Here is a 23,018-nt window from a genome sequence, read left to right as displayed (position 1 = left end):
TTTAAACGGTTTTTATAATAATTTTGGATTAGGATAATTATTCGATTGGTCCTCTATGGTATTGTCCAGACAGGTAAAATCCTTTTCCACTAAAATGGAAAGTACGGTTGGATCGTTCCAGTCCACGTCGTTGCTATAGCCAACACGGTCGCTTGTTGCCCAAACATGCTTCTCTTGTTCTGGAAAATATACGGTAATAGTGTCATTGTCATAATCCGATTCAAGAGAAGTTATACCTTCTTTTGCTTTAAGTACGTAGGTGAATGCTTTGTTTGCGAATTGTACAGTTTCCAAATATTTACCTTCTTTATTGAACGCTTCTACTTCGGTTTTTGTCAATCGAAGGCGTACCGAATTTCCTTTGATCCTAATTTTCATCTTTTTCTTTTTTGTTGACCAATCCTTTAGTGAACTCGTTGAGTGTCTCTACTTTTTCCTCAAAATCCCCTTTGATGGTTTTTCGGTATTCGTTGAGGTTTTTTACTAGGTCGTCAATGTTTTCGGGAATTACATCTTCAAAATATTGACGCAGACGTTTTGCCGTAGTAGGAGATTTTCCATTTGTGGAAATAGCCACTTTTACATTGCCTTTTGTAACGATACCTCCCATATAAAAATCACAAAAAGGAGGATTGTCCGCAACATTGACCAGAATGGAGCGCTTTCTACAGTGATGGTATACTTTTTCGTTTACTGCAGGTACATCTGTGGTCGCTACTACGATATGCTTTTTCTTCAAATACTTTTTTTTGTATTTGCCCTTATACATTTTTACTGCATGTTTATCTGCCAGTGCAATGGTATCTTTTCTGTACATTGGAGAAATCATTTCAACCTTGGCATTAGGACTGGATTTTAATAGAAAGGTAAGCTTTTCTTCTGCCACATTACCACCACCTACTATTAAGACCTTTAGGTCGTTTACTTTTAAAAAAACAGGATAAAGTTCGTTCCGCTCCATCTATTTTCAGCTTTTTGAATGACATCCTTAACTGGATACCGAATAAATAAAGATACATCGATATTGTAAAAAATATACGTACTCAACAACTATAATTTTTGGGCAAAGTGAAAAAAAGACGCAGCCAAATTGACTGCGCCTTCTCGCTACTTAAACAAAACATTAATGACGATAATGTTATTTTTGTCTTTACTGTCTCACATTTCTTAGTCCTTTCGCCTTTAGGTATTCTAAAAGTTCACTGGGCCGGTCCGTCATGATTCCATTGGCGCCATTTTCAATAAGCCATCCCCATGAAGTATCGGGACCTTCCAATAAACTTAATTCATCGGTATGCCCAGCTACCAATGCATCCCATAGTGCAATATTGAGCACAAATATGTTTTCTTTTTTCAGAAATGCTATCTGCTCAAAGTTTTCGGAACTTTCAGAATCAAAAGTTACTTCGTATGCAACAGGCGAAAGAATTTCATTATAATCTTGAACGAATTGAGAGGGATTTTGGGTATTATCAATTAAGATGGGCATATAAATTATGGAATCCATAAGACTGCCGTACTTCTTTTTCATAACCTGAACGGTTTCTCGTCCCTTAAAAATAGCTTGTTCAATTGTTCCTGTTTTTTTTAGGATTTCGTAGGCTTCCTTAACGGTTTCTCCTTCTACCTTATCTAGATTTACCATTATCCTGTCCTTCGTAAGATTCATTATTTCCCCTAAAGTGGGTACTTGTATTTTAGACCCTCTCACCCCACATGCATTTTTTAAGCGAAGTGTTTTTATTTCATTTAGTGTAAGGTCGCTTACTTTTCCTTTTCCATTGGTTGTACGGTCTACGGTTGTATCGTGCATGGCAACTAAGTGTCCATCTTTGGTCAATCGTACATCTATCTCAACAATGTCAACCCCTAGATCGATGCACCTTTGAATGGCCGGTAAACTGTTCTCTGGTGCGTACCTCCAATCACCTCTATGGGAAACTGCCAGAACATAATGTTCTTGGGGATTTTTTAGATGTTCCAAAATCGTTGCAGCCCTTTTTTCTGATAGGCTAGAATCCAACTGTGCTTGAAGCGAAAACCCCAAAAGAAGCATGCTAACGAGGTATATTCTCTTTTGATTTTTCATGCTATAATGAATTTAACGATGTAGCCCTTTGCTCCTTAAATAATCCAACAGCAACTGAGGTCTATCTGTCTGGATGATATCGATATTGTTTTTAATGAACCAATCGTATACTGAAGGATTTAAAGCCGCTTTTTCATCATCATGCCCACCATTATGTGGTGGCCATAACGAGTTGACCCATACAGAAGCCCCTTTTTTCCTGATGTCATCAAAATAGTCAATCATTTTTATGGTATCCTGTGGTACTGTAAATTCAAAGGCTACTGGGCGTAAGCTATCAAGATATTTATCCACGATACCTTTAGCGTTTGGTTTTTGTAATCGTACGATGGGCATAAAAAAGACCTTGTCAAGATAAGCTCCAAACTCTTCTTTTACCTGTTCGTAGGGTATGGCACCTTTGATGACTACCTGCGCTTGTGTTCCTGTTTTTTCAATAACCTCAAAACACTTGTCAAAAATGGGATAGCTTTTATCAAGGTTTACCAAGATTTTATCTTTGCTCAGGAGCAATGTTTCTTCCAAAGTCGGAATCTTATGGGGCGTTTCGTGACCTATACCATCGCGTAACTGCAACGTTTGCAGATATTCCCAGGTTACTTCCGAAACTTTACCTGTGCCCGTAGTGGTTCTGTCGATAGTCTCGTCATGCATTAAGACCAATTGGCCGTCCTTGGTTTCCCTGATATCGATTTCTACCATATCAACACCCATTTTGATACAATTTTCAATAGCCTGTAGGGAATTTTCGGGTGCATTCCTCCAATCACCCCTATGGGCCACTATAATAACTTGATTGTCTTTTGAATCCTTAAGATTTGCAATCAATGTATCAATGGAAATAGTTTGTTTTGTTGTCTCAGGTTGTACTCCTTCGTTTTCTAACGAAACGTCTTTGGTATTTTCTTCTTTTTTACAGGAAAAACATACCATGATGGATAGTATGCACAATCTTATAATGTTTTTCTTCATTAGCTGATTATTAAAAGAGGGCAGTATTGAAGCTGCCCTCAATTTATGTTACTTAATATCCGGGATTCTGCTTTATAAAATCAGGGTCGGTATCAATCTGACTTTGTGGAATAGGGAGTACCAAATTGTTCTCGTTTATAGTGACTCCGGGATTATTGATTGTGAAAAAAGCGTTCATTACATCAATGGCGGTACCATAGCGTTTAAGGTCGAACCATCTTTTGCCCTCACCAATAAACTCAAAACGACGTTCTTGTTTTATGGCCGCTCTCACTTCTTCTTGTGTTGTGGCCGTTGTTCCTGCCAAACCTGCCCTTGTACGAATACGGTTCAACTGTAAAATAGCTTCGCCGGTCTGGTTATTTTCGTTCAATGCTTCGGCATATTTCAAAACTACATCTGCAAAACGAATGATAAGATGGTCGCTGCCTCCGTCATCGGCACCAGTTGCAGATATTTCGTATTTAGTTGAAAAATAGAATGGATTGGCATCTGGGTCAATAGCAACATAGTCGTCAAGTCTGGTATCTCCAGCTTCAAAAGAATCGATAAAAGCTTGGGTAGGTAAATTATGTCCTTTTGCGTTGGCAGTGGTTCCAGAGGGTCTAAATTGTGAGCCTGCAGAACTTCCTTCATTTTCCCCCTCAACATTTAAACCGCTCACATATTGTACCTCAAAAATAATTTCAGCGTTTCCTTCGTTAGCTTCTCCAAAAATCTCTGAAGTAGTGGGCATTAATTCGTATACTCCAGAGTTGACTACTGCTTCCAGGTTTGGCAAAGCACTGGAAAAATCCCCTTGTGTCAACTGCACATCTGCCAACAATGCTTGGGCGGCTCCCAAAGCGGGCCTACCTGGTGATTTGGTCGTTGGCAAATCTTGAATGGCTTCTGATAGATCTGTCTGGATTCGACTATATACTTCTGTAGTGGACGTTCTTCCTTGTCCAAAGAAATCAAATGGATTTTCGGTCTCTTCAATCACTAAAGGAACATCACCATACAAACGAACCAAGTTAAAGTATAACAGAGCACGTATAAACTTCATTTCCCCTATTCTATTGGCCTTTAGTGCCGCATCTTGAAACTCAATATCGGATATACGGTTGAGGACCACATTGGTTCGTTGGATTCCTTCATAGGATTCTCTCCAAATGTCGCCTACCAAATCATTTTCAGGATTGGTGGAAAAATCATCCAATTGCCCAAAACGACCTCCGTCGTTCGCTGCAATTTCCTCAAAGGAATCTTCGGCAGAAATTTCACCAACGCCAATCAAATCCAATCCATAAAGACCGTTGTTTTGTAATTGTGCATAAATGCCTATAATAGCGCTTTCCAGTTCTTGCTCGCTGGAAAAAAAATTGTTTGCAGCCTTTTCTGAGATAGGTATAATGTCCAACTCATCATCACACGAAAAGTATCCAAGTAAAACAATCAGTATCAGAAATATTTTTTTTGTAGAGTTCATTTTATCTTGATTTATTGTTTTAAAATTTTACGTTTAGTCCAAGAGCCACAAACCGTGTCAATGGACTTGTGGAATTGATCCAGCCTCTTGTAAGGGTTTGTGTTCTATTGTTCGAAGTATCCAATCCATCGGAATTGTACCCTCTATAATTGGTGATGTTAAAAATATTGTTCCCTGTTAGGTAAAGTCTAAGAGAATTTATTCCTAAATAATCCGTAATATTTTCCTGAAAATTGTACCCTACTTGAAGACTTCTCAGTCGAAAATAATCTCCGTCATAAACCGAAAGACTAGAAGCTCTTGTAATTCTTCCTGCTGAAGAAAAACTAGAGAAATCAGGTCTTCTGAAAAAGCCATCAGGATTTCTATCATTGAAATAATTGTCAACGTAATATTGCGTTGGAACGAAAAAGCCTTCGCCACTTTCCGCATCATAGAGCATATTATCAGCAACTTTTCTTCCTTCTATACCGGTAAATTGTGCACTAAGGTCAAAACCCTTGTAGTTTACCGTAAATCCAAAACCATACGTGAAATCTGGGTTGTAATCTCCCAAAGAGACCCTATCGTCTGGAGTAATTTGACCATCTCCATTAGCATCTCTTACGATATAATCACCGACCTCTGTCCCCGCAAAGGGCGTAATGGTCTCTGCATCCAACTGCTCTTGGTTTCTGTATACTCCAATGATATCGTATGTGTAAAATTCAGCAATGCTTCCACCTACTTTGGTCAAAAAGCTCATGCCGCCATTACTTTCAATGATTTGACTATTTACGTCCGGACCATCGCCCAACGCCAATACTTCATTTTGGTTGGTGGTAATATTTGCGTTAAACCCTAATCTAAAATCTCCAAACTCAAAATTGTTCCCTTTAATTTCCAGTTCAAAACCTTTGTTTTCCAATTCTCCAATGTTCTGAAGCGAGTTGGTAAACCCAGATTGTTGCGGAACAGGTACCTGTAATAGAAGGTCCGTGGTTTTTGAATTATAGTATTCGCCCGTTAATAATAGTTTATTGTTCAAAAACCCTAAATCAATACCTAGGTTAAGCGCTGTATTGGTTTCCCAAGACAAATCAGGATTAGGGGAGGTACGGGTGTACGAACCTGCTTGTAGTTGACCATCAATCACATAATTTTCTGGCTCTACTAAAGCTATGGATGCAAAATCACCTATTTGATTGTTACCGGTCTGCCCCCAACTCGCCCTTAGCTTTGCAAAGCTTATTGCTCCTTCTGAAGGAAAGAAGCTTTCATTGCTCAATGTCCAACCCCCCGATACGGAAGCAAATTCCCCAAACTTTGTGTTTGCGCCAAATCGAGATGAACCATCCCTTCTATAAGATGCCGAAAGCGAATATCTTCCATCAAAATCATATTGTAATCGACTAAAATAGGATATCAATGCCCATTTGCTTCGTTCTACTTCGGTAGAGGGATTTGTAGCACCGGCGATGTTACGTAAGTTGTCATCTGCAAAGTTGTTGCTCTCCAACCTAGTATTAAAACGACTTTCCTCCTGATAACTAAATCCGAGTAGTGCATCAAGATTGTGTTTTCCGAAAGTTTTATTGTAGGTCAATAAATTTTCAGTGATATAATTTTCCCTTCTGTTATTGTTTTCAAATGCTTCTGTTAGACTGTTCTCTACAGGGGTTCTATAATTACCAATATTGGATGGGGCAAAGAATTCCGTAAAAATTGTATTGTAGTCTCCACCAAAAGAAGTTTTGAATCGTATGCCATCCCAAATATCTATCTCCAGATAAGTGTTTCCAAAAACCCGCAAACGACGCTCAAAAAAATCGGACAGGCTAACTTTTGCGATAATATTTTCAGAAATGGGACCATCCCAATTATCATTGTTGTCATCTATTTGATTGGCAATTGCGAAAGTTCCGTCTGCATTGTAGATTGGATAGTAAGGATGCATTAACACCACTGCATAGGCTGGATCAGGTTGTCTTCCTTCTCCGGCATCATGTGCAGACCAACCTCTTTCGCCAGTTGGGTTTGAATTTACCAAAGAAACATTCGATGTAATTCCAAAACGGATACGCTTGCTTATTTGGGAGTTTAATTGGATGTTACTGGTATAGCGCTTATAATCAGAGTCGATAATAATATTTTCCTGGTCTAGATAGCCGAAAGAAACCGCGTAATTTGTTTTGTCCGTTCCTCCACTCAAATTCAGGTAATGGTTTTGTTGTGCCGCACTTCTAAAAACTGCATCGAGCCAATCTGTGTTTGTCAGACCTTGTTCTCCATTGAGGTAGTTTTGAAGAAATCCTTGTACCCTACTACGCTTTCCACCTCCGTTTGCGTCTCGGGTCTGGTTATCATCAGAGATGCTTCTACCAGTCCCTCCCGAGAGATAGCCAAAGTTTCTAGCATCAAAATCAAAAAGAGCTGTATCATAAGCATCAGCCAATTCAAAATTGTCGATTCGATTCTGAAAACCGTAATAGGTGTCGTAGGTCACTTTTAAATCTCCTGACTTTCCTTTTTTAGTAGTTATTAAAATAACTCCATTGGATGCTCGTGAACCATAAATTGCAGCCGATGCTGCATCTTTCAAAATATTAATGGATTCAATATCTTGAGTATTGATCGAGCTGAATGAAGAGCCTTCAGATAGTGGATTGCCATCTACAACAATCAATGGATTGGTTCCCGCGGTCAGTGTATTCAATCCCCGAATTTGGATAACAGAATTCTCTCCCGGGTTTTTTCCATTACCCACGACCTGTACCCCAGCAACGTTACCGGATAGCGCCTGTTCAAAGTTGGCCGAAGAGAAGTTGTTCAGTTTTTCGGTCTCCACTTTTGAAACGGCACCGTTGAATTTCTCCTTAGTTGCCGTTCCGTAGCCATATACAATGACTTCTTGCAGCTGATCCACATTTTCTTTTAGGATAATGTCCAAACTGGTTTGATCAGTAATTTGGACTTCGATCGCTGTAAAGCCAATGTAAGAAAAGACGAGTACGTCACCAGAGGTGACCTCAATACTGAAGTTTCCATCAAAGTCGGTGACTACACCGGTTTGTCCTCCTTGCACAAAAACATTGACTCCCGGTATTGGGGCGCCAGATTCATCTGTTACTGTTCCGTTGATGGTGCGCTGTATATTGGATTTTTTTACAGAGATGTTGTTGCCAGAGATTTTGTAGATAAGACCAGCTTTGTTGCCAATGTCATCAAGAATTGTCTTAAGTGGTTCGTTTGTATAGGTAAATGAGAATGTACGTTGGTCCTTGAGAATATCTTCAGAATAACGAAAAGAGAAGGCCGTCTTGCTTTCAATATTCTTGAATATCTTATCAATGGTTTCATCTTCTGCTTCGATACTTATTTTTGGATTATCAAAATTGCTGGCTTGGGCATGTAATGAAACACTAAAAAATAGTAAGGTTATATAAAGTTTGTAAATGACAATACTTCGTTTGCCATAATTGGTTGTTTTCATATGTTTGTAATTAGAGATTTATTTTGACGAGTAAATTTCTTTTGTGGGTTGGGACCATTGCACTGGTTTCAACCCTTTTTTTGTTTCTGTTTTCAGTTTTTGTCCATGGGTATAGGTTTAAGTGTTATCTCGTTTTTTTTGGTGTCTATGTTAAAATTAAAATTGGTCATAAAAGCTAAATCGTTTAAGATGGTATCAAGCGGTTCACTTTTATAACTTGCCCTTATGCGTGTTTCCAAGAGTTTGGGGTCTGCGCAGATTATACGCACTCCGTATTTGCGTTCTATTTGTTTTATGGCGTTGCCTAATTCTAAATTTTCAAAATGTAGCGTATCATTTTTCCATGCCATGATCCATTCAGAATCAAAAGTGGTTTTGACCAATTTGTTAAGCCCCAAGTCATATTTTGATTGCTCATTTTTTACCAAAACTATTTTTGAATTTGAATCTGAATGTGCTACTTCGACCTTACCGCTCTTTACCGATACCGTAGAAGATTCACCCTTAAAATTGTATACATCGAAAGACGTTCCCAATACTTTTACGGATAATCCATCGGTTTGTACAATAAATGGCTTTGCCGGGTTCTTTTTCACTTCAAAGAATGCGTTGCCTTCTAAAACTAGATTACGGGAATCCGAATCAAACCTTTTTGGATAGGAAATAGAAGAAGCATTGTTTATCCAGACCTTGGAACCATCTGGTAATATGACCTCCTTGATTTTTTCGCCTGAAGCTACATGCACTTCTATCGTAGTATATAAGGAAGAATAGATGAGCATTGCAGAAGCGACCAATATTGCCAGACTAGCAGCTATGCCATATTTATACAGCTTAATTACCTTCTGTTTCTTTATGGTAGTACTATCGGTAAGTCTATTCCAAGCTTTGTTCTTTTCTTTGCTGCTGACTTTTAAAGCTTTTTGTTTTTTCCAATTTGTGTGTAGAATATCTTCTAATTGGGCATCTTCATCATCAATGGCCTTTATAAGTTTTCTTTTCTCGTTGAGGTCAGCTTTTCCAAGCTTGTATTTATTCCAAATCTCTTGAATGGATGCCATAAGTAAGTATCTCGTTTATAGGTATATCCCATAAACGACGTTTGCACCCTATGCAAATACGTTACCAAAATGTTATGAAAACTTGTTTTTAAGGTGAATTTAGAAAAAGTAAATAAGGATGAGCCAAGCTAAATGTTCCAATTCTTTTTTGAGTAGGGTCAAGGCCCTGTTCATATAGTTTTCTACGGTCTTGGGAGCAATGCCCATTTTCTGCGCAATTTGATTAGTGGACATCCCTTCATTGCGTTTCATTTGAAAAACCGCTCTTGATTGTGGGGGTAAGTTATTAACGGAAGACTTTATTTTTTCTTCGTATATGCCAATGTCCATAATACTGTCAAGTGGAACAGAAGTATCGTCAATTTCAATTTCTGAAGACCTTATTTCGCTAATAATTTGTTTCCGAAGATTTTTTAGCGCATAGTTTTTTGCAATCGTGAATATATAGGAATCAAAGGATTTTTCAAGATTAATTTGCGTTCTGTTTTTCCAAATACTTATAAAGGTTTCTTGTAGTATATCGTCCAGATCATTTTTTAAGTTGGAGGAAATAAGAAAAGATTTTACTCTTGGATAATATATATCGAACAGTTTTTTGAAAGCTGTTTCTTCTGAATTTTTCAACCCTATTAAAAGATGCTGCTTATCCACGTTTTAGATTGACTGAAGCTTAAATATGGAAACAAATTAATTAAAAAAGCAATACTCTAAAGCATGGTATGGAAAATATAACCTTTAGTTAATTAAGTGTTTTTTTGAAACTAACTACTGAATAGTGACAGCGAAGTACTATGTTGATCGATCAAAGAGTAACTTTCATTGTTATAAGAAATACATCACCAATATATCTGTTCTTTAAACCAAAAAGACCTTAAAACTGATATTGACCTACCAATTCCCCATCAATGGATGGCCTTGGTAGATTCCCTTAAAATCAACTTATGTTTCACTACAGTTTGGATATGATTGTTCGGCCTAGGTACATCACGGGTTATTTGAAGCAAAAGTCGTTTTAATGCAATAGCTCCCATAGTGTTTGCATTTTGACTTATTGAAGTGAGGGAGGGACTGGAATGTTGTGATAGTTGACCATCGGTAAAGCCTATGACCGAGACATCTTCGGGAATTTGTAGGCCTTTCTTTTTTATGATGTTCATTGCTTTTATAGCTGCGAGCTCATTCGCTGCAAGAATTCCATCAATAGCGTTTTGTTGAATAAAAGAATCCAATTCTTTCTCAAAATTTCTATACCCGTTCAATTCTAGGACCAATCCTTTAGCGTTGTTCTCATAAAGTTTTTGCTGAATTGCCGATCTATATCCTTTCTTTCGTTCCTTGCCTACATTCGTCTTGGGAATTGTTGATATAAATGCGGGTCTTTTACACCCTGTAGCGATTAAATGTTCCACAGCATGTTCCGATGCTCCAAAATCGTTTATGCAAACCTTCTCACATTCAATGGAATCGCATGTTCTATCGACCATCACAACAGGGATTCCGTGGTCCATTAAGCTCAAGATATGCTTGTAATCCCTTAGTTGTTGGGTCTGTTTGGACATGGAAATTATGATGCCATCCACGCTCCCGTTGCAGAAGTTCTGGATAATTTGAGATTCTGTCATGAACGATTCCTTTGAAAAACAAAGGACACTCTTAAAACCTCTTTTGCTGGCGGATGTTTCTATCGCCTGTACCAATTTAGAGAAAAACTCACTTGAGATTTCGGGCACGATAATACCGATATGATGGGTAGCACTCCGTTTTAGGGCCACTGCGGCACTATTGGGAACATATCCCAACTCTCGTGCTATGGCTTTTATCTTAGCAGATGTTTGGGAGCCAATTTCAGGACTGTCGTTAAGCGCTTTTGAAACTGTGGATACCGAAACATTTGCTAGCTCTGCAATATCTTTGATTGTTGCCATACGCAATTATGATTTGGAAAAATGCGCTGTTGGAGGATTTTTAAGTATACCAGCTGATTGCTCCATTGTAATATTCTGTTGTGACGAGACCAATACCCACTCTGCTATGAGAATATTGGGTCGTCTACAAGATAGTTCATTAAGTTTCATATCGTATCGTTTACAAGTATGGTTCCTTGGCTTGGCAAGGTTTGAAAATGTGATAGCTCAATACTGAACTCATCCTTATAAGCCCTTGCAGCCTTTTTGATAAATTGTTCAATAGCATCCTTATGAATCAAATTTAATGTACAACCACCAAAACCTCCGCCCATCATTCGTGCTCCCAGAATCTGGGGCTCGTTCTTTGTAAGTTCGACCAAAAAATCCAATTCTGGGCAACTTACTTCATATTTTTTACTTAAACCTTCATGGGTTAGGTACATGAGTTTCCCCATTGCTTTAAGATCATTTCTTTTTAGTGACTCTACCGCTTCCAAAACCCTTGCGATTTCTTCAACAACATAGGAACATCGCTTATGAAGTAGTACACCTAGCTCATTTTTTGCTTCATCGATCATTTTAAAGGTTACGCTTCTAAAGGATGCATCGATACCAAATCGCTTGACCAGCATACCCAGTCCTTTTTCGCATTGCTGCCTACGTATATTGTACTCTCCAGTGGACAGGTTATGCGAAACATTGGTGTTCAGAAGTAACAGTCGATATGGTTCAATGCCCATGGATATGTATTCAAAATCGAGGGAACGGCAATCCAAAAGCATTACATGTCCATTTTTCCCCATAACCGAAGCGAACTGGTCCATAATACCACATTGGGTCCCTACAAAATTATGCTCTGCATTTTGTCCTATTTTAATGAGTTGCCATTTATTAAGTCCTAGTTTAAAAAGCTCATTGAGCCCATAAGCAAGGCCGCATTCAAGGGCAGCAGAAGAGCTTACTCCAGAACCCACGGGAATATCGCTGTGCATTTCGCAATCAAAGCCCTTCAGCTTATTGGTCAGTTTTTGGATTTCGGCGATTACGCCCAAAATATAATCGTGCCATCCTTCCGTGCCTTTACCAAGATTTTCCAGATTGACCACTAAAATGCTATCAAATCCCTTGCTTTTAATGGTGCAACGGTTTTTATTGCCATTGGTCGTAATGGTCATATGCATGCTCTTGTCAATTGCCGCTGGCAATACAAAACCATCGTTATAATCAATGTGTTCCCCGATCAGGTTGATTCTTCCGGGAGACTTAACGGTAACAGAAGTCTTTGAGGAATGGTCCATGGTTGTTTTTTACAAAGATCTTGTATAAACTTCAATTTTAAATGTTTTGAAACAATAAACATTTCTTAATTAAAGTGTTTGTATCCTGATTTCAAACGATTTTATATACCCAGCTTAACATGACATAAGAAATAGAAAGCCTGTTTTCTGAAAAATAAGAAAAGGTTGGGTCAATAAATTAGTATATAGTTCTTATGATGTAGCAGTACCTGCACCAAAAAGTTTACCCGATTGTAAGCCGCCATTACATTTGACAGTTCATTATGCTTGCTTAATACTATCAGCCTTGTATCATAGTCGCATATTTCCGATTCTATTCTGTTGGAATTGGCTAATCTAATAACCATCACTATGGCGGACTCGTTATTGTCTTTTTTAGGTAAAATATGCTAGGGTTCCTATAACAATTACAATACGTAAAGCCGATAGAATAACATCTATAATATCATAACTTTTTCTTGCTGGCATCAAGAATTGTTAAACTTCACTATTTTTAAACACTTTAAAAAGTCGGATTGAACATAAGAAAATTGGTTATACTTTTACTGTATTACCAGAGATATTGATTCTTTTAACAACAACGGATTTTTTTTCTATTCTATGTTTTGAAGGTTGTGCCCCACCCACTGAAATAAGATATTGCCCTGGAGTTACGACTTTATCTCCTTCTTTGTTTACATTACTTAACTGTTCACTGTTTATTTTGAAGGTCAAAGTTTTCTTTTCTCCGGCTTTAAATGCAATTCTTTCGAATGCTGCTAAAGTTTTGTGCGGATTATATGTATCCGCATTGGGATTTTGAACATAAATTTGAACTACTTCTTCTCCATCCAATGTCCCGGTATTTTCAACATCCACTCTTACAGTGATGTCATTGCCTGCTTCAAGATTTTCGGGTACTTGAAAATTACTATACTTAAAGGTAGAATAACTTAACCCGTATCCAAATTCATACAAAGGGTCTCCTTTGAAGTAACGGTAGGTCTTTCCCTTCATCTCATAATTACTAAATGGTGGTATATCGCCAATATCTTTATAAAATGTCACAGGTAACCTCCCGGCAGGGTTATAATCTCCAAAGATTACATCGGCTATTGCTGTACCACCTGCTTGTCCGGGATACCATGCTTCAAGAATAGCCGGAATATTGTCATTTTCCCAATTAATGGATAGTGCACTGCCATTTAGCAATACCAAAATGGTGGGTTTCCCCAAAGCCTTTATTTTTTTTATCAATTCGGTCTGGGTTTTGGGTAATTTAGTATGCACACGATCACCTCCAGAGAAACCGTCTACTTTTACTTTCATTTCTTCACCTTCCAACAAAGGACTGATACCCATACATAGAATCACTACGTCTGATTCTTTTGCTATAGCAACGGCCTCTTCTTCTATGTTGTCTTTTGGAGACTCCCATAACAAACGCATGATGGAATGATCTGTATTATCTTGTACACATTCAAAACGAAGTTTATACTTTTTACCTGCTTCCAATTTCACATATTCATATATTTTTTTTGGATGATGTACATCTTGTCTTTGGATTAGCAATTGGTCATCAAGAAAGAGCTTCATAGAGGAAAAAGCTTCTCCTCCTAAGGCATAGTTTCCAGTCTTGTCAACAGAAAGCACGCCCGTCCATCGCACTGAATAGGTATCATAGTCCATGTCTTCAAAGGGAGGGGTGGTCCTCCATGTAAAATTGACTGTTTTGTCAATTCTCGTGTGCTTTGGGTGCCCTTCAAAGGAAATGTTATCAAAGTATTCGCCCTTTAATCCTGTAACTTCTCCTGAATTGTCCGTAAACAAAACAGACTGTGGTATGGCTTCAAATATTGGAAGGCCTTCAGCCAATTTACAGCCTACTGCATAGGATACTTTGGCATTGGGTAGTTTCTGTTTGATACCTTTCAAAGGTGTAACCGGTTCCGTAGGATATCCATTGTAATTGCCTAACAGCACTTCCAGATCATCCGCATTTGAACCGATGACCGCAATTCTTTTAACCTTGTCCTTGTTCAACGGAAGTGTATTATTTTCGTTTTTTAACAGGACCATAGATTTACGGGCAGTCTGCAAAGCCAAAAGCTTGTGGTTTTCGGAATCTACTACATCATAAGATATGCTTTCATATTTAACGGCCCCTTCTGGTGCAAATAAGCCTAATTTAAGACGTGCAATCAGTAACCGCTCCAAGGAAACATCGAGTTCTTCTTGTTTAATGAGTCCACTTTTTACCGCTTCGACCAAAGCAGGGTAGGAATCACCGCAGTTTAAATCTGTTCCCGCCTTTACTGCCACGGCAGACGCCTCTTTGGCATCGGCACTTATTTCATGGGTACCTTTATCATAAAAATCTTTTATGGCCCAACAATCGGATACAATGTATCCATTAAATCCCCAATCGTCTCGTAACAAACTGCTTAATTCTTGGTTTCCACAACAGGGCATTCCATGGTAACTGTTGTAGGCACACATGATGGAGTAAACATCAGCTTCTTTTACTACTTTTTCAAAATGGGGGCTGTACGTGTTTAAAAAATCTTGTGGGCTGGGTGTGGCATCAAACCGATGACGATCTATTTCAGGGCCGCTGTGTACCGCAAAATGTTTGGCCGTGGCCACAAGTTTTAGATAATGGGGGTCATCTCCTTGTAACCCCTTAATGAAACGAACTGCCAATTCACCTGCTAAATATGGGTCCTCACCATAAGTTTCCATACCACGTCCCCAACGAGGATCTCTAAAAATATTAATGTTGGGCGTCCAAAAAGTGAGTCCCTGGTAAATTCCCCGTTTGCCTCTTGCAGCAAATTCATGGTGCTTGGCCCGAGCCTCATCAGAAATTGCTTCGGAAATTTTGGTCATTTGATTTTTGTCAAAAGTGGCTGCCAATCCAATAGCTTGTGGGAAAACTGTAGCCCTTCCTGCCCTAGCTACGCCATGTAAGCATTCATTCCACCAATTGTATTGAGGAATGCCCAATCTTGCTATGGCAGGAGATTCATAATTCATTTGAGATACCTTTTCCTCTAGGGTCATTGCTGCTATGAGCTCCTTTGCCTTTTTCTTAAAGTTAGGAGGGTTACTTTTTTCCTGACCGCTTGCTCTACTTTTTGATTTGGTGTCCGAACAGCTAGAAACAACACATAAAATAAATACAAGCTGACATATGATTCTAATAAAGTTCATTGCTATTTTTTATAAGGATTTTGAGAATTCAATTGTTTGTACATTACTTTAGTTTTTAAACAGCTATGGTCACTTGAGCGTTAATCCAATGCATCAATAAAACCTTGATAGGCTTCTTTTTTTGTAAAAGAATCATCAAATAGAAGGGGCCAGTCCTTGTTTCCATATCGAGTTATGATCCATGAGTCATTGTCCTTGAGGCCCCAAATAGTCAAAGCATATTTATACGCTTTTGGAATATCATTATATACACTTACTACATCCTGTACTTTGTTTCGTTGGGCCAAAGCTCTTTGTTTTGAAAACTGATTTATATTGCCATTTGGGTTGACCTTTACATCCAGTTCGGAAAAATGTACCAACAGCTTTCTTTTTACGATTTGATTGGTTGCAGATTGGATTTCTGATTTGCTGGGAGCATCAAAATTGATGTGCATTTGATACCCAACACCATCTATCAAGTTGTTCTTTTTTAAATGATCTATTAAGGCAAAGGTGCCTTCTTGTTTTTTTTGGTCGGAAACTAGGTTGTAGTCATTATAAAGTAATTTGACGGAAGCATCGGCGTTTCGAGCATATTGAAAACATTTTTTTACATAATCTTCACCCATTCGTTCTAGAAACAGTGAATTACGCAAAGTGGAGGTGTTATCTCCAATTGCTTCGTTAACCACATCCCATGAACCCACTTTTCCTTTATATCTGGTTACAACATCGGTTACATACGTTTTAATCAGTAACTCAAACTCTTTATTTGTACCGCTAAAGCCTTGTAAAAAATCTGGTATGCTTTCATGCCAAATCAAGGCATGCCCATGGACATTTATATTATTTGATTCTGCAAAATCCACGATGATATCAGAACGAGTCCAATCATAAATAAGGTTTCCATTGGAATCAATTCCTTTTAAAATACTTTTCATTTTCATTGCATTTTCTGCAGTAATGCTATTAAACTCTTGCCTATAGAATTTCTTGTACATACTGTCTTTTACCCGCAATGGGTTGACGGCGACACCCACTAAAAAATCCTGAGCTGCTGATTTTAAAGTTACTTCTTGTAGGGATTTAGTTTCAGCTACGGTAACAATATTCAAGGTTTGGGACAATCCTTTATCGACACCTCTACTTCTGGTACTAAACAGTGAGGTAAGAAGTAATAGGCCAGTTAATACGTTCAATATATGTTTTGTTGTCATTAGTGGTGCACATTTTTGATTTAAGAAACCCTTATTTGACCACTAGTGCCACATTATCGAACTGGAATGTTTGTTTGGAAGCACCTCCAGAGATATCAGTACTCACTTTCACTCTGGCAATTTTTGTGATATCAATATCCTTGTCCTGATTCGACGGATTATAAGCATATCCAAAATCACCCAAATTGATTTCTATCGTTTCCCAATCGCAGGTATTTTTTTTGAAGGAGTACAGCCAATTGACTTCATCTTCGCAACAATCATTTGGGCCATCCACTAAAATTAGGTTCATAATTGTACCTGGGGCATCCCCACAATTTACGTCCATTCTAAGAAAGACATCATTTACGGTTTTGCCCTTTAGCTTCTTTTTAGGTATTATGTGGGAGGTTATATCGGATTGGCTCACAATATAACCTTCAGAAGTGTCGCCGCTCCATACCAGTTCAAAATACTTACCATCACTTTCAGAAGTTCCTTTTTTTACACCATGGGAACCAACATCTCCATAGGATTGCCAAGCGTTGGGTAATATGCCATCTCCATCAAAGTTGGTTATGGGATACACTTTTTCTGTTTGCGCATAAGTAAACCAGGCAGAGAATAGCGTCAAAAGAAATAGTGTCGTAGTTGTGTTTTTTAAGTGCATTAGCTGTGTTTTGATCAGTGAGTGTCAAAAGTATTTTTAGATGGTTTATGAACAAAGGTTATTTGTAGCGATAATTATAAAATTTGATGTATAATGTAAGTTTGTCATTTTAAATCCTGATTTTCTTTTAGGGATTGTCCGATCATTATTGCACTGGGACTCCCTTTTTTGAAAAACGAGCTACAAGATGTCTTTAATTTTTTTGGTACATACTTACTTTAATTTCAGTTTATGAGTACAACAAAAAACCTCATCCAAATGATTTTATGTGATGAGGTTTTTGTTTAAAAAGTTTGATTTGGATCGTTTTATTGACAGACGCCAACATTATCCAAATAGAAGGTGCCTGCAAGTTCTGCATCTCCGGCACCTATCGTCATTTGAAAACGGATATATTCTCCAGTGGGTATTACACCTTCACCATCAGGAATTCCAAGAGCTTCTCCTTCTGGTGTAAATCCGGCCAGGGCAGTAACAAAATCAAAGCGCAGTTCTTCCCATCCATTACCGGAATGGACTACGGTTACCTCAACCTCACGTTCTGTCTCGTTATTTGGGTCTTGTTGCATATTTAACCTAACGGGGACTTCTACTTCCGACCAAAATAACAATCTTACAATTTTATCTTCAGCGCTAAAATTAGCAGGAGCTGTCATCTGAACTCCAAAGCCATCAAAAGGATTGCCACCAGTATCAACAATTTCAAGAACGTTTGAAACTTCAGGATTAGCTCCTGATGGGTCCGGGTTTTCGACCACAGGTGGATTCACAATATTACCAAAACTAAATGAGAATGAAGGGTCACCACCACTGTCCCAAGTAACTGGTGCACCAAAAATTGGTTCGCATGGGTCTTCTGGAGGAATTACCTCAAATTGCTCTTCCGTTACCAAGTCATTGGGAGCTATTGCCCTTATGGTCACAAAGAAATTCTCATCGGATTCTGGGTAGGAAAAATTGACTTCCTGCTGAATGCCGACGAGCACTGACGTGTCACCTGGGAGTCCCGATAGCACTTCGAATGCCGTTGCCCCAATTGCGGTAGGTGTCAAGGTGACCAAAAAAGGTGGTTCCTCATTGTTGAATTGAATATTGGCCTGTACTAGGGTGGGAGCTGAACCTTCCATCAGCACGGCATCAAATTCAACTTCTCGATTACAAGAGACAATAGAAATAAGAAGGATTCCTAGAATTAACAGTCGCATGATTAGTTTTCTTTAAATTTAGACAAGACAATATAGCTTTTTACTTCTTTCAACTAAGCTACAGGCGTTTTTTAAAGGCTGTTTGCAACATTTGAAACTTAAAATGCGACAAATTTAATCTTTGCTAAGGTTTAAATATTTTTTCTTGGGAACTCAATTCAACTATAGATGGCAAACGTCAAAATAGATTTATCCAAACTTACGATTCTACTTATCCTTTTTTTAAGCACGTTTAGCATTGATGCCCAAATAGATTTTAAATCCTTGGAGTTTGATTCAGTCAAAGAAAATATATTTCAACGCCCTATTACTGCTATGACAATGGATCAATACGGTTTTATTTGGATAGGAACCGATGGAGCCGGACTTTACAAGTTCAATGGATTTTCCTATGACTACTATGGATATGACTTAGTAGATTCAAATAGTGTCAACAGCAATTCTATAAACTCGCTATTCCTTGATAATTCTGGACAATTATGGATAGGAACCGATGCAGGACTATGCACGTACAACGAGGAACAGAATTCCTTCGATAGATTTGAAAACAAACAAAACGGCAAAATAATTAATAATTACTCCAATGTTTTATGCTTTGCCCAATATGAGGATAGGTTTTTAATAGGCACCTATGATGGAATAAAGGAATTGAATGTAGCGAACAGTTCCATGAAAAATTATGGGCCCACTGGAATCGCAATCCTTGATTTACAGTTTTCCACAAAGGGAAATTTGTATATCGCTACGAATAAAGGATTAAAACAGGAAAAATATCATCAAAAGGGACAAATTGAAGATATGGCCCTTATCAAAGATGGTTCATCTCTGCACGTGACAAAATTGCATTTGGATGAGCGAGAAAACCTATGGGCGGGGACTTTAAAGAGTGGCGTATTTAAAGGAGATTTGAAAAAGGCTCGGACGTCTTTCCATAAATTAAATGTTGTAGAGCGAACGATTATGGCTGTTGCCAGTGGAATGGATCATGTGTTTATGGCCGTGGAAAATGAAGGACTGGTTATTCTTGATATGAACGGAAATGTTGTAAAACACTACAGGTATAATGCCCAAGATGGTGAAAGCATTCGTTCCGATTCTGTTTGGTCGATTCTATTGGACAACGAAAATAGATTATGGTTGGGATATTATGAAAATGGTATCGGTTTTTTTGATAAACATTACAATAAATTTAAATCCATTAAAAAAGAGGATGTTGGGAACAGTATTCAAACCAATGATATAAAGGCATTTGCTAAAACAGAGGATGGTAAAATCTGGATAGCACAGATTAACGGTCTTGATATTTTAGATACAACTACAGGTCATATTACCAATGTTCACGGACAATTGGAATCGGAATACAAGGGCTTGAAAAAAGGAATCTATATTGAGGATGTTTTTGTTGATAGTAATGGAAATGTATGGATAGCAACTTGGGGAGAAGGTATTTTTTTGTTGAAAAAAGGAACAAAAACTTTTCTGAACCTTACTGCTGAAAATACATCTGGTGTACTACGGACCAACAAAGTCAGATGTTTTACAGAAGACGATATTGGCAGGGTTTGGATCGGTTCTTTCTTGGAAGGCGTTTATTATTATGATTCAAAAAATGAACTGGTCAAAACCCCAAATGGAGATTCTTATACCAATTCAGAAGTAGTGCAAAAAGACGTTAAAGTATTGTTTCATGACAGTTACGGATACATTTGGATAGGTACCTCTTCTGGGCTTTACCATATTGAAAAACAAGACAAAAATGACTATGTTGCCGTTGCGCACAGTACCGCTATTTCCTCTAAGTTTGGCGGACATCCCAGTTCCAACCGTATCCTTGATATCTTTGAAACCCAAGATGGAACAGTGTGGTTTGGAACCAATGGTGGTGGATTATTTTCTTACGATCGGGGAGCACGTGATTTTGAGCGGTTGGAGTTGGAAGGACGTGATTTGACTTATGTAAATGCCATATTCGAACCGTTTAAAAATGAACTTTGGCTAAGTAGTAAACAAGGAGTTCTGAAAGTAAATCGTGAAACAAATGATGTTATAAGATTTACTACCTATGATGGATTGCTGGAAAATTTCCTGATTGATCGAGCCATTATCATGGATGATAATAACCAACTGTATTTAGGGACCAAAAAAGGTATTAATAGTATAGATCCAGAGAACATAGTATATAACCCTTATTTGGTGAAGCCTTATTTAAAGGACGTAAAGCTATTTAATAAAATGATTGATCCTAGAGATAAGAACAGTCCTTTAACCATTAGTGGTGATACGAATGCCATTTCTTTGAAGCACAATCAAACTGTCTTGACCATTGATTATGGGACAATAAGTTACACTAGGCCTGAAAAAAATGAATATGCATATTTTTTGGAAGGTTTTGACGAAACATGGAATTATGTAGGTGCAAAAACAAGTGCAACTTACACTAACCTAGAACCTGGGACTTATACTTTTAAGCTAAAAGCATCCAATAATGATAGTATTTGGAACGATGCATCCGTGATTTTGAAAATTGATGTACTACCACCATGGTGGAAAACGATTTGGGCGTATTTGCTATATCTTTTGTTTTTAGCTCTTTTGGTATTTTCAATAATGTATCTATACAGAAAAAGAGTAAATGAAAGAAATACCTTTAGGCTTGAACGCGAACGCAGAAAACAAAAGGTAGAGCTTCAACAACAAAAACTCCAGTTTTTCACAAACATTTCGCACGAGTTCCGAACCCCGCTAACATTAATAATCAATCCTATCCAAGAGTTGATACAATTGAACGAAGCTGATTTTTCAAAATCAGTACGTCAAAAACACAATATCATCCATAAAAATGCAGAGCGTCTATCAAGGCTGATCAATGAACTAATGGACTTTAGAAAGTTGCAATCCAACAAGCTTCAATTAAAAGTCAGCCATTTCAATCTTATAAAACAAACAAAAAATATACTTAGCTTTTTCAATGAAGAGTCCAAAAGACGGGCAATGCGGCTAGACCTAAAATACGAGAATATAAATTTGGAGGTATGGGCCGATAGCGGAATGTTGGATAAAATTTTGTTCAATCTACTATCAAATGCTTTTAAGGTCACTCCCAATGAAGGTCGAATACAAGTAAATATAACTGCTGGGAAGAAAAAAGAGTTGCCCTTGGTCGGCGAGGCACCCATACCGGTCGTGGAAATAAGTATTAAGGACAACGGTCCAGGAATTGATCAAAAAGATTATAAGAAAATATTCAAAAGATTTTATCAAATAAGTGAATTGAACAAATCATACTATGGCAGTACCGGTGTAGGTCTGGAAATGGTGAAAAGTTTTGTTGAGCTTCACAAGGGGGTTGTGGAAGTCAATAGTGAATTGGGGAAAGGATCTGTTTTTAGAGTATTTCTCCCATTTGGCAAAGAATTTTTCAGTAGTGACAGCTATGCTTCAATAAAAGAGGATAAACAAGTTGCCTTGACTGATTTACAATTGAAGTCAAAACCGGAAACCTATAAGATTGAAGATATCCTATCCAAAAAAGAATTAAAAAAGAAATTGCTTATAGTGGAGGACAATGTAGACCTCCAAGATTATCTCATCTCAATCATGGAACAAGATTATGAATTGATTCTGGCGTCCGACGGTCAGGAAGGTTGGCTTAAAACTATGGAGCATCGTCCAGACATTATAATTACCGATGTTATCATGCCTCTTATGGACGGGATAGAATTTAGCAGAAAAGTAAAGAACGACCCAGGCTTAAACCAAATTCCAATTGTAATGCTTACAGCTAAAGAGCTTACCAAGGACAGAATTAAGGGAATGGAAGCAGGAGCAGAAGCATATCTCGTTAAACCGTTTGATACAAAAGAACTCAAAGTGGTAATGGAGCAACTGCTTTTGAAAAAAGAGCGCCTATTGGAACAATATGCGAATGTGCCTCTTGCCAACATAGAAAGAAAAGAAGCTGATTTGGACAATGATTTTATACAGCGTGTGGTGGGCTTTGTTCAGGAAAATATTGAAAACCCTTCCTTAAATGTTGAAAAACTGTCTTCACATCTTTGTTTGAGCCGAAGCCAGGTATACAGAAAAATAAAAGCTCTAACCGGTTTGTCTCCTATCGAATTTATTAGAAGAGTGCGGTTAGAAAGATCTAGAACACTTTTTCAAAACGATAAGAATCTCAATGTGAGTGAAGTCGCCCATAAAGTAGGTTTTTTATCCGCTTCTTATTTTACTGTTTGTTACAAAAAACAGTATGGTAAGCTTCCCAAAAGTGGAAAATAAGCTGATACACCTTTTTCCTTCTTATAAAAAAAACGCCTATAAATTCTTCGGTTAGTTTCCTGAGAGGAGTTGCCGATAGCGGGTTTTCTTTAAATGCAACATATGAACTATTTATTGCATCAAATAGAATTCGCTTGACCAAGATGTAAATATAACTTGCCTTAACCAAATTTTAACGATATCCAAGATCGTTTTGGAAATGCTAAAATTTAATCTGAAAAA

Annotated in this window: 16 protein-coding genes; 1 reads left to right on the top strand and 15 read right to left on the bottom strand. The window is 37.9% G+C overall.

Translation table 11 applies throughout. The features are described 5' to 3' along the window. Nucleotides 1-12: 12 nt before the first annotated feature. The 15 genes from KIM67_RS01545 to KIM67_RS01475 form a co-directional block, all read right to left on the bottom strand. A complete protein-coding gene (locus tag KIM67_RS01545) occupies nucleotides 13-378 on the bottom strand; it encodes a hypothetical protein (RefSeq protein WP_213829612.1) in 366 nt (121 codons plus the stop codon). Then, complete coding sequence (locus tag KIM67_RS01540) at nucleotides 368-961, bottom strand: bifunctional precorrin-2 dehydrogenase/sirohydrochlorin ferrochelatase (RefSeq protein WP_163416735.1); 594 nt, start codon at nucleotides 959-961, stop codon at nucleotides 368-370. Before KIM67_RS01540 ends, KIM67_RS01545 begins: the two co-directional genes overlap by 11 nt. 189 nt (nucleotides 962-1,150) lie before the next feature. Continuing rightward, entirely contained in the window at nucleotides 1,151-2,089 is a 939-nt protein-coding gene (locus KIM67_RS01535; protein ID WP_213829611.1) for a glycerophosphodiester phosphodiesterase family protein, read from the bottom strand. Nucleotides 2,090-2,101: 12 nt separating this feature from the next. After that, nucleotides 2,102-3,061 (bottom strand): glycerophosphodiester phosphodiesterase family protein, encoded by a 960-nt coding sequence (locus tag KIM67_RS01530; RefSeq protein WP_213829610.1) that lies wholly within the window; start codon nucleotides 3,059-3,061, stop codon nucleotides 2,102-2,104. A gap of 52 nt (nucleotides 3,062-3,113) precedes the next feature. Then, nucleotides 3,114-4,532 carry a RagB/SusD family nutrient uptake outer membrane protein gene (locus KIM67_RS01525; RefSeq protein WP_213829609.1) on the bottom strand — a complete coding sequence of 473 codons (1,419 nt, stop codon included), beginning with the start codon at nucleotides 4,530-4,532 and terminating at the stop codon, nucleotides 3,114-3,116. A gap of 19 nt (nucleotides 4,533-4,551) precedes the next feature. Next, nucleotides 4,552-8,004 carry a TonB-dependent receptor gene (locus KIM67_RS01520; protein WP_213829608.1) on the bottom strand — a complete coding sequence of 1,151 codons (3,453 nt, stop codon included), beginning with the start codon at nucleotides 8,002-8,004 and terminating at the stop codon, nucleotides 4,552-4,554. A gap of 92 nt (nucleotides 8,005-8,096) precedes the next feature. Then, nucleotides 8,097-9,065 carry a FecR family protein gene (locus KIM67_RS01515; protein ID WP_213829607.1) on the bottom strand — a complete coding sequence of 323 codons (969 nt, stop codon included), beginning with the start codon at nucleotides 9,063-9,065 and terminating at the stop codon, nucleotides 8,097-8,099. 99 nt (nucleotides 9,066-9,164) lie between these two features. After that, nucleotides 9,165-9,716, bottom strand: coding sequence for an RNA polymerase sigma-70 factor (locus KIM67_RS01510; RefSeq protein ID WP_213829606.1), 552 nt, complete (start codon nucleotides 9,714-9,716; stop codon nucleotides 9,165-9,167). A gap of 251 nt (nucleotides 9,717-9,967) precedes the next feature. After that, nucleotides 9,968-10,990 (bottom strand): LacI family DNA-binding transcriptional regulator, encoded by a 1,023-nt coding sequence (locus KIM67_RS01505; RefSeq protein ID WP_213829605.1) that lies wholly within the window; start codon nucleotides 10,988-10,990, stop codon nucleotides 9,968-9,970. Between the two features lie 6 nt (nucleotides 10,991-10,996). Then, complete coding sequence (locus tag KIM67_RS01500) at nucleotides 10,997-11,140, bottom strand: hypothetical protein (RefSeq protein ID WP_213829604.1); 144 nt, start codon at nucleotides 11,138-11,140, stop codon at nucleotides 10,997-10,999. Beyond that, nucleotides 11,137-12,270 (bottom strand): galactokinase, encoded by a 1,134-nt coding sequence (gene galK, locus KIM67_RS01495; RefSeq protein ID WP_213829603.1) that lies wholly within the window; start codon nucleotides 12,268-12,270, stop codon nucleotides 11,137-11,139. Before galK ends, KIM67_RS01500 begins: the two co-directional genes overlap by 4 nt. A gap of 534 nt (nucleotides 12,271-12,804) precedes the next feature. Further along, the gene (locus KIM67_RS01490; protein WP_213829602.1) at nucleotides 12,805-15,462 is read right to left on the bottom strand and encodes a glycoside hydrolase family 3 protein; all 2,658 of its coding nucleotides are present in this window, start codon (nucleotides 15,460-15,462) and stop codon (nucleotides 12,805-12,807) included. 80 nt (nucleotides 15,463-15,542) lie between these two features. Beyond that, the gene (locus KIM67_RS01485; protein WP_213829601.1) at nucleotides 15,543-16,661 is read right to left on the bottom strand and encodes an endo-1,4-beta-xylanase; all 1,119 of its coding nucleotides are present in this window, start codon (nucleotides 16,659-16,661) and stop codon (nucleotides 15,543-15,545) included. 31 nt (nucleotides 16,662-16,692) lie between these two features. Further along, nucleotides 16,693-17,310: a carbohydrate binding domain-containing protein gene (locus KIM67_RS01480; protein ID WP_213829600.1), complete on the bottom strand. Its 618-nt coding sequence runs from the start codon at nucleotides 17,308-17,310 to the stop codon at nucleotides 16,693-16,695. Between the two features lie 308 nt (nucleotides 17,311-17,618). Further along, nucleotides 17,619-18,515 (bottom strand): hypothetical protein, encoded by an 897-nt coding sequence (locus tag KIM67_RS01475; RefSeq protein WP_213829599.1) that lies wholly within the window; start codon nucleotides 18,513-18,515, stop codon nucleotides 17,619-17,621. Between the two features lie 168 nt (nucleotides 18,516-18,683). Here KIM67_RS01475 and KIM67_RS01470 point away from each other — a divergent pair, with 168 nt between their 5' ends. Beyond that, complete coding sequence (locus KIM67_RS01470) at nucleotides 18,684-22,796, top strand: hybrid sensor histidine kinase/response regulator transcription factor (RefSeq protein ID WP_213829598.1); 4,113 nt, start codon at nucleotides 18,684-18,686, stop codon at nucleotides 22,794-22,796. Nucleotides 22,797-23,018 lie beyond the last annotated feature (222 nt).

This window comes from Flagellimonas sp. 389 (assembly GCF_018449435.1).
Classification (GTDB): Bacteria; Bacteroidota; Bacteroidia; order Flavobacteriales; family Flavobacteriaceae; genus Flagellimonas.
This window is presented reverse-complemented; position numbering and strand designations above follow the sequence as displayed.

What these genes read in the sequence shown, in the direction of transcription:
- galK (WP_213829603.1), bottom strand. Translation starts at nt 12,270, where the DNA reads ATGGACCATTCCTCAAAGACTTCTGTTACCGTTAAGTCTCCCGGAAGA.
- KIM67_RS01530 (WP_213829610.1), bottom strand. Translation starts at nt 3,061, where the DNA reads ATGAAGAAAAACATTATAAGATTGTGCATACTATCCATCATGGTATGT.
- KIM67_RS01525 (WP_213829609.1), bottom strand. Translation starts at nt 4,532, where the DNA reads ATGAACTCTACAAAAAAAATATTTCTGATACTGATTGTTTTACTTGGA.
- KIM67_RS01505 (WP_213829605.1), bottom strand. Translation starts at nt 10,990, where the DNA reads ATGGCAACAATCAAAGATATTGCAGAGCTAGCAAATGTTTCGGTATCC.
- KIM67_RS01485 (WP_213829601.1), bottom strand. Translation starts at nt 16,661, where the DNA reads ATGACAACAAAACATATATTGAACGTATTAACTGGCCTATTACTTCTT.
- KIM67_RS01540 (WP_163416735.1), bottom strand. Translation starts at nt 961, where the DNA reads ATGGAGCGGAACGAACTTTATCCTGTTTTTTTAAAAGTAAACGACCTA.
- KIM67_RS01535 (WP_213829611.1), bottom strand. Translation starts at nt 2,089, where the DNA reads ATGAAAAATCAAAAGAGAATATACCTCGTTAGCATGCTTCTTTTGGGG.
- KIM67_RS01480 (WP_213829600.1), bottom strand. Translation starts at nt 17,310, where the DNA reads ATGCACTTAAAAAACACAACTACGACACTATTTCTTTTGACGCTATTC.
- KIM67_RS01515 (WP_213829607.1), bottom strand. Translation starts at nt 9,065, where the DNA reads ATGGCATCCATTCAAGAGATTTGGAATAAATACAAGCTTGGAAAAGCT.
- KIM67_RS01545 (WP_213829612.1), bottom strand. Translation starts at nt 378, where the DNA reads ATGAAAATTAGGATCAAAGGAAATTCGGTACGCCTTCGATTGACAAAA.
- KIM67_RS01470 (WP_213829598.1), top strand. Translation starts at nt 18,684, where the DNA reads ATGGCAAACGTCAAAATAGATTTATCCAAACTTACGATTCTACTTATC.
- KIM67_RS01475 (WP_213829599.1), bottom strand. Translation starts at nt 18,515, where the DNA reads ATGCGACTGTTAATTCTAGGAATCCTTCTTATTTCTATTGTCTCTTGT.
- KIM67_RS01490 (WP_213829602.1), bottom strand. Translation starts at nt 15,462, where the DNA reads ATGAACTTTATTAGAATCATATGTCAGCTTGTATTTATTTTATGTGTT.
- KIM67_RS01520 (WP_213829608.1), bottom strand. Translation starts at nt 8,004, where the DNA reads ATGAAAACAACCAATTATGGCAAACGAAGTATTGTCATTTACAAACTT.
- KIM67_RS01500 (WP_213829604.1), bottom strand. Translation starts at nt 11,140, where the DNA reads ATGAAACTTAATGAACTATCTTGTAGACGACCCAATATTCTCATAGCA.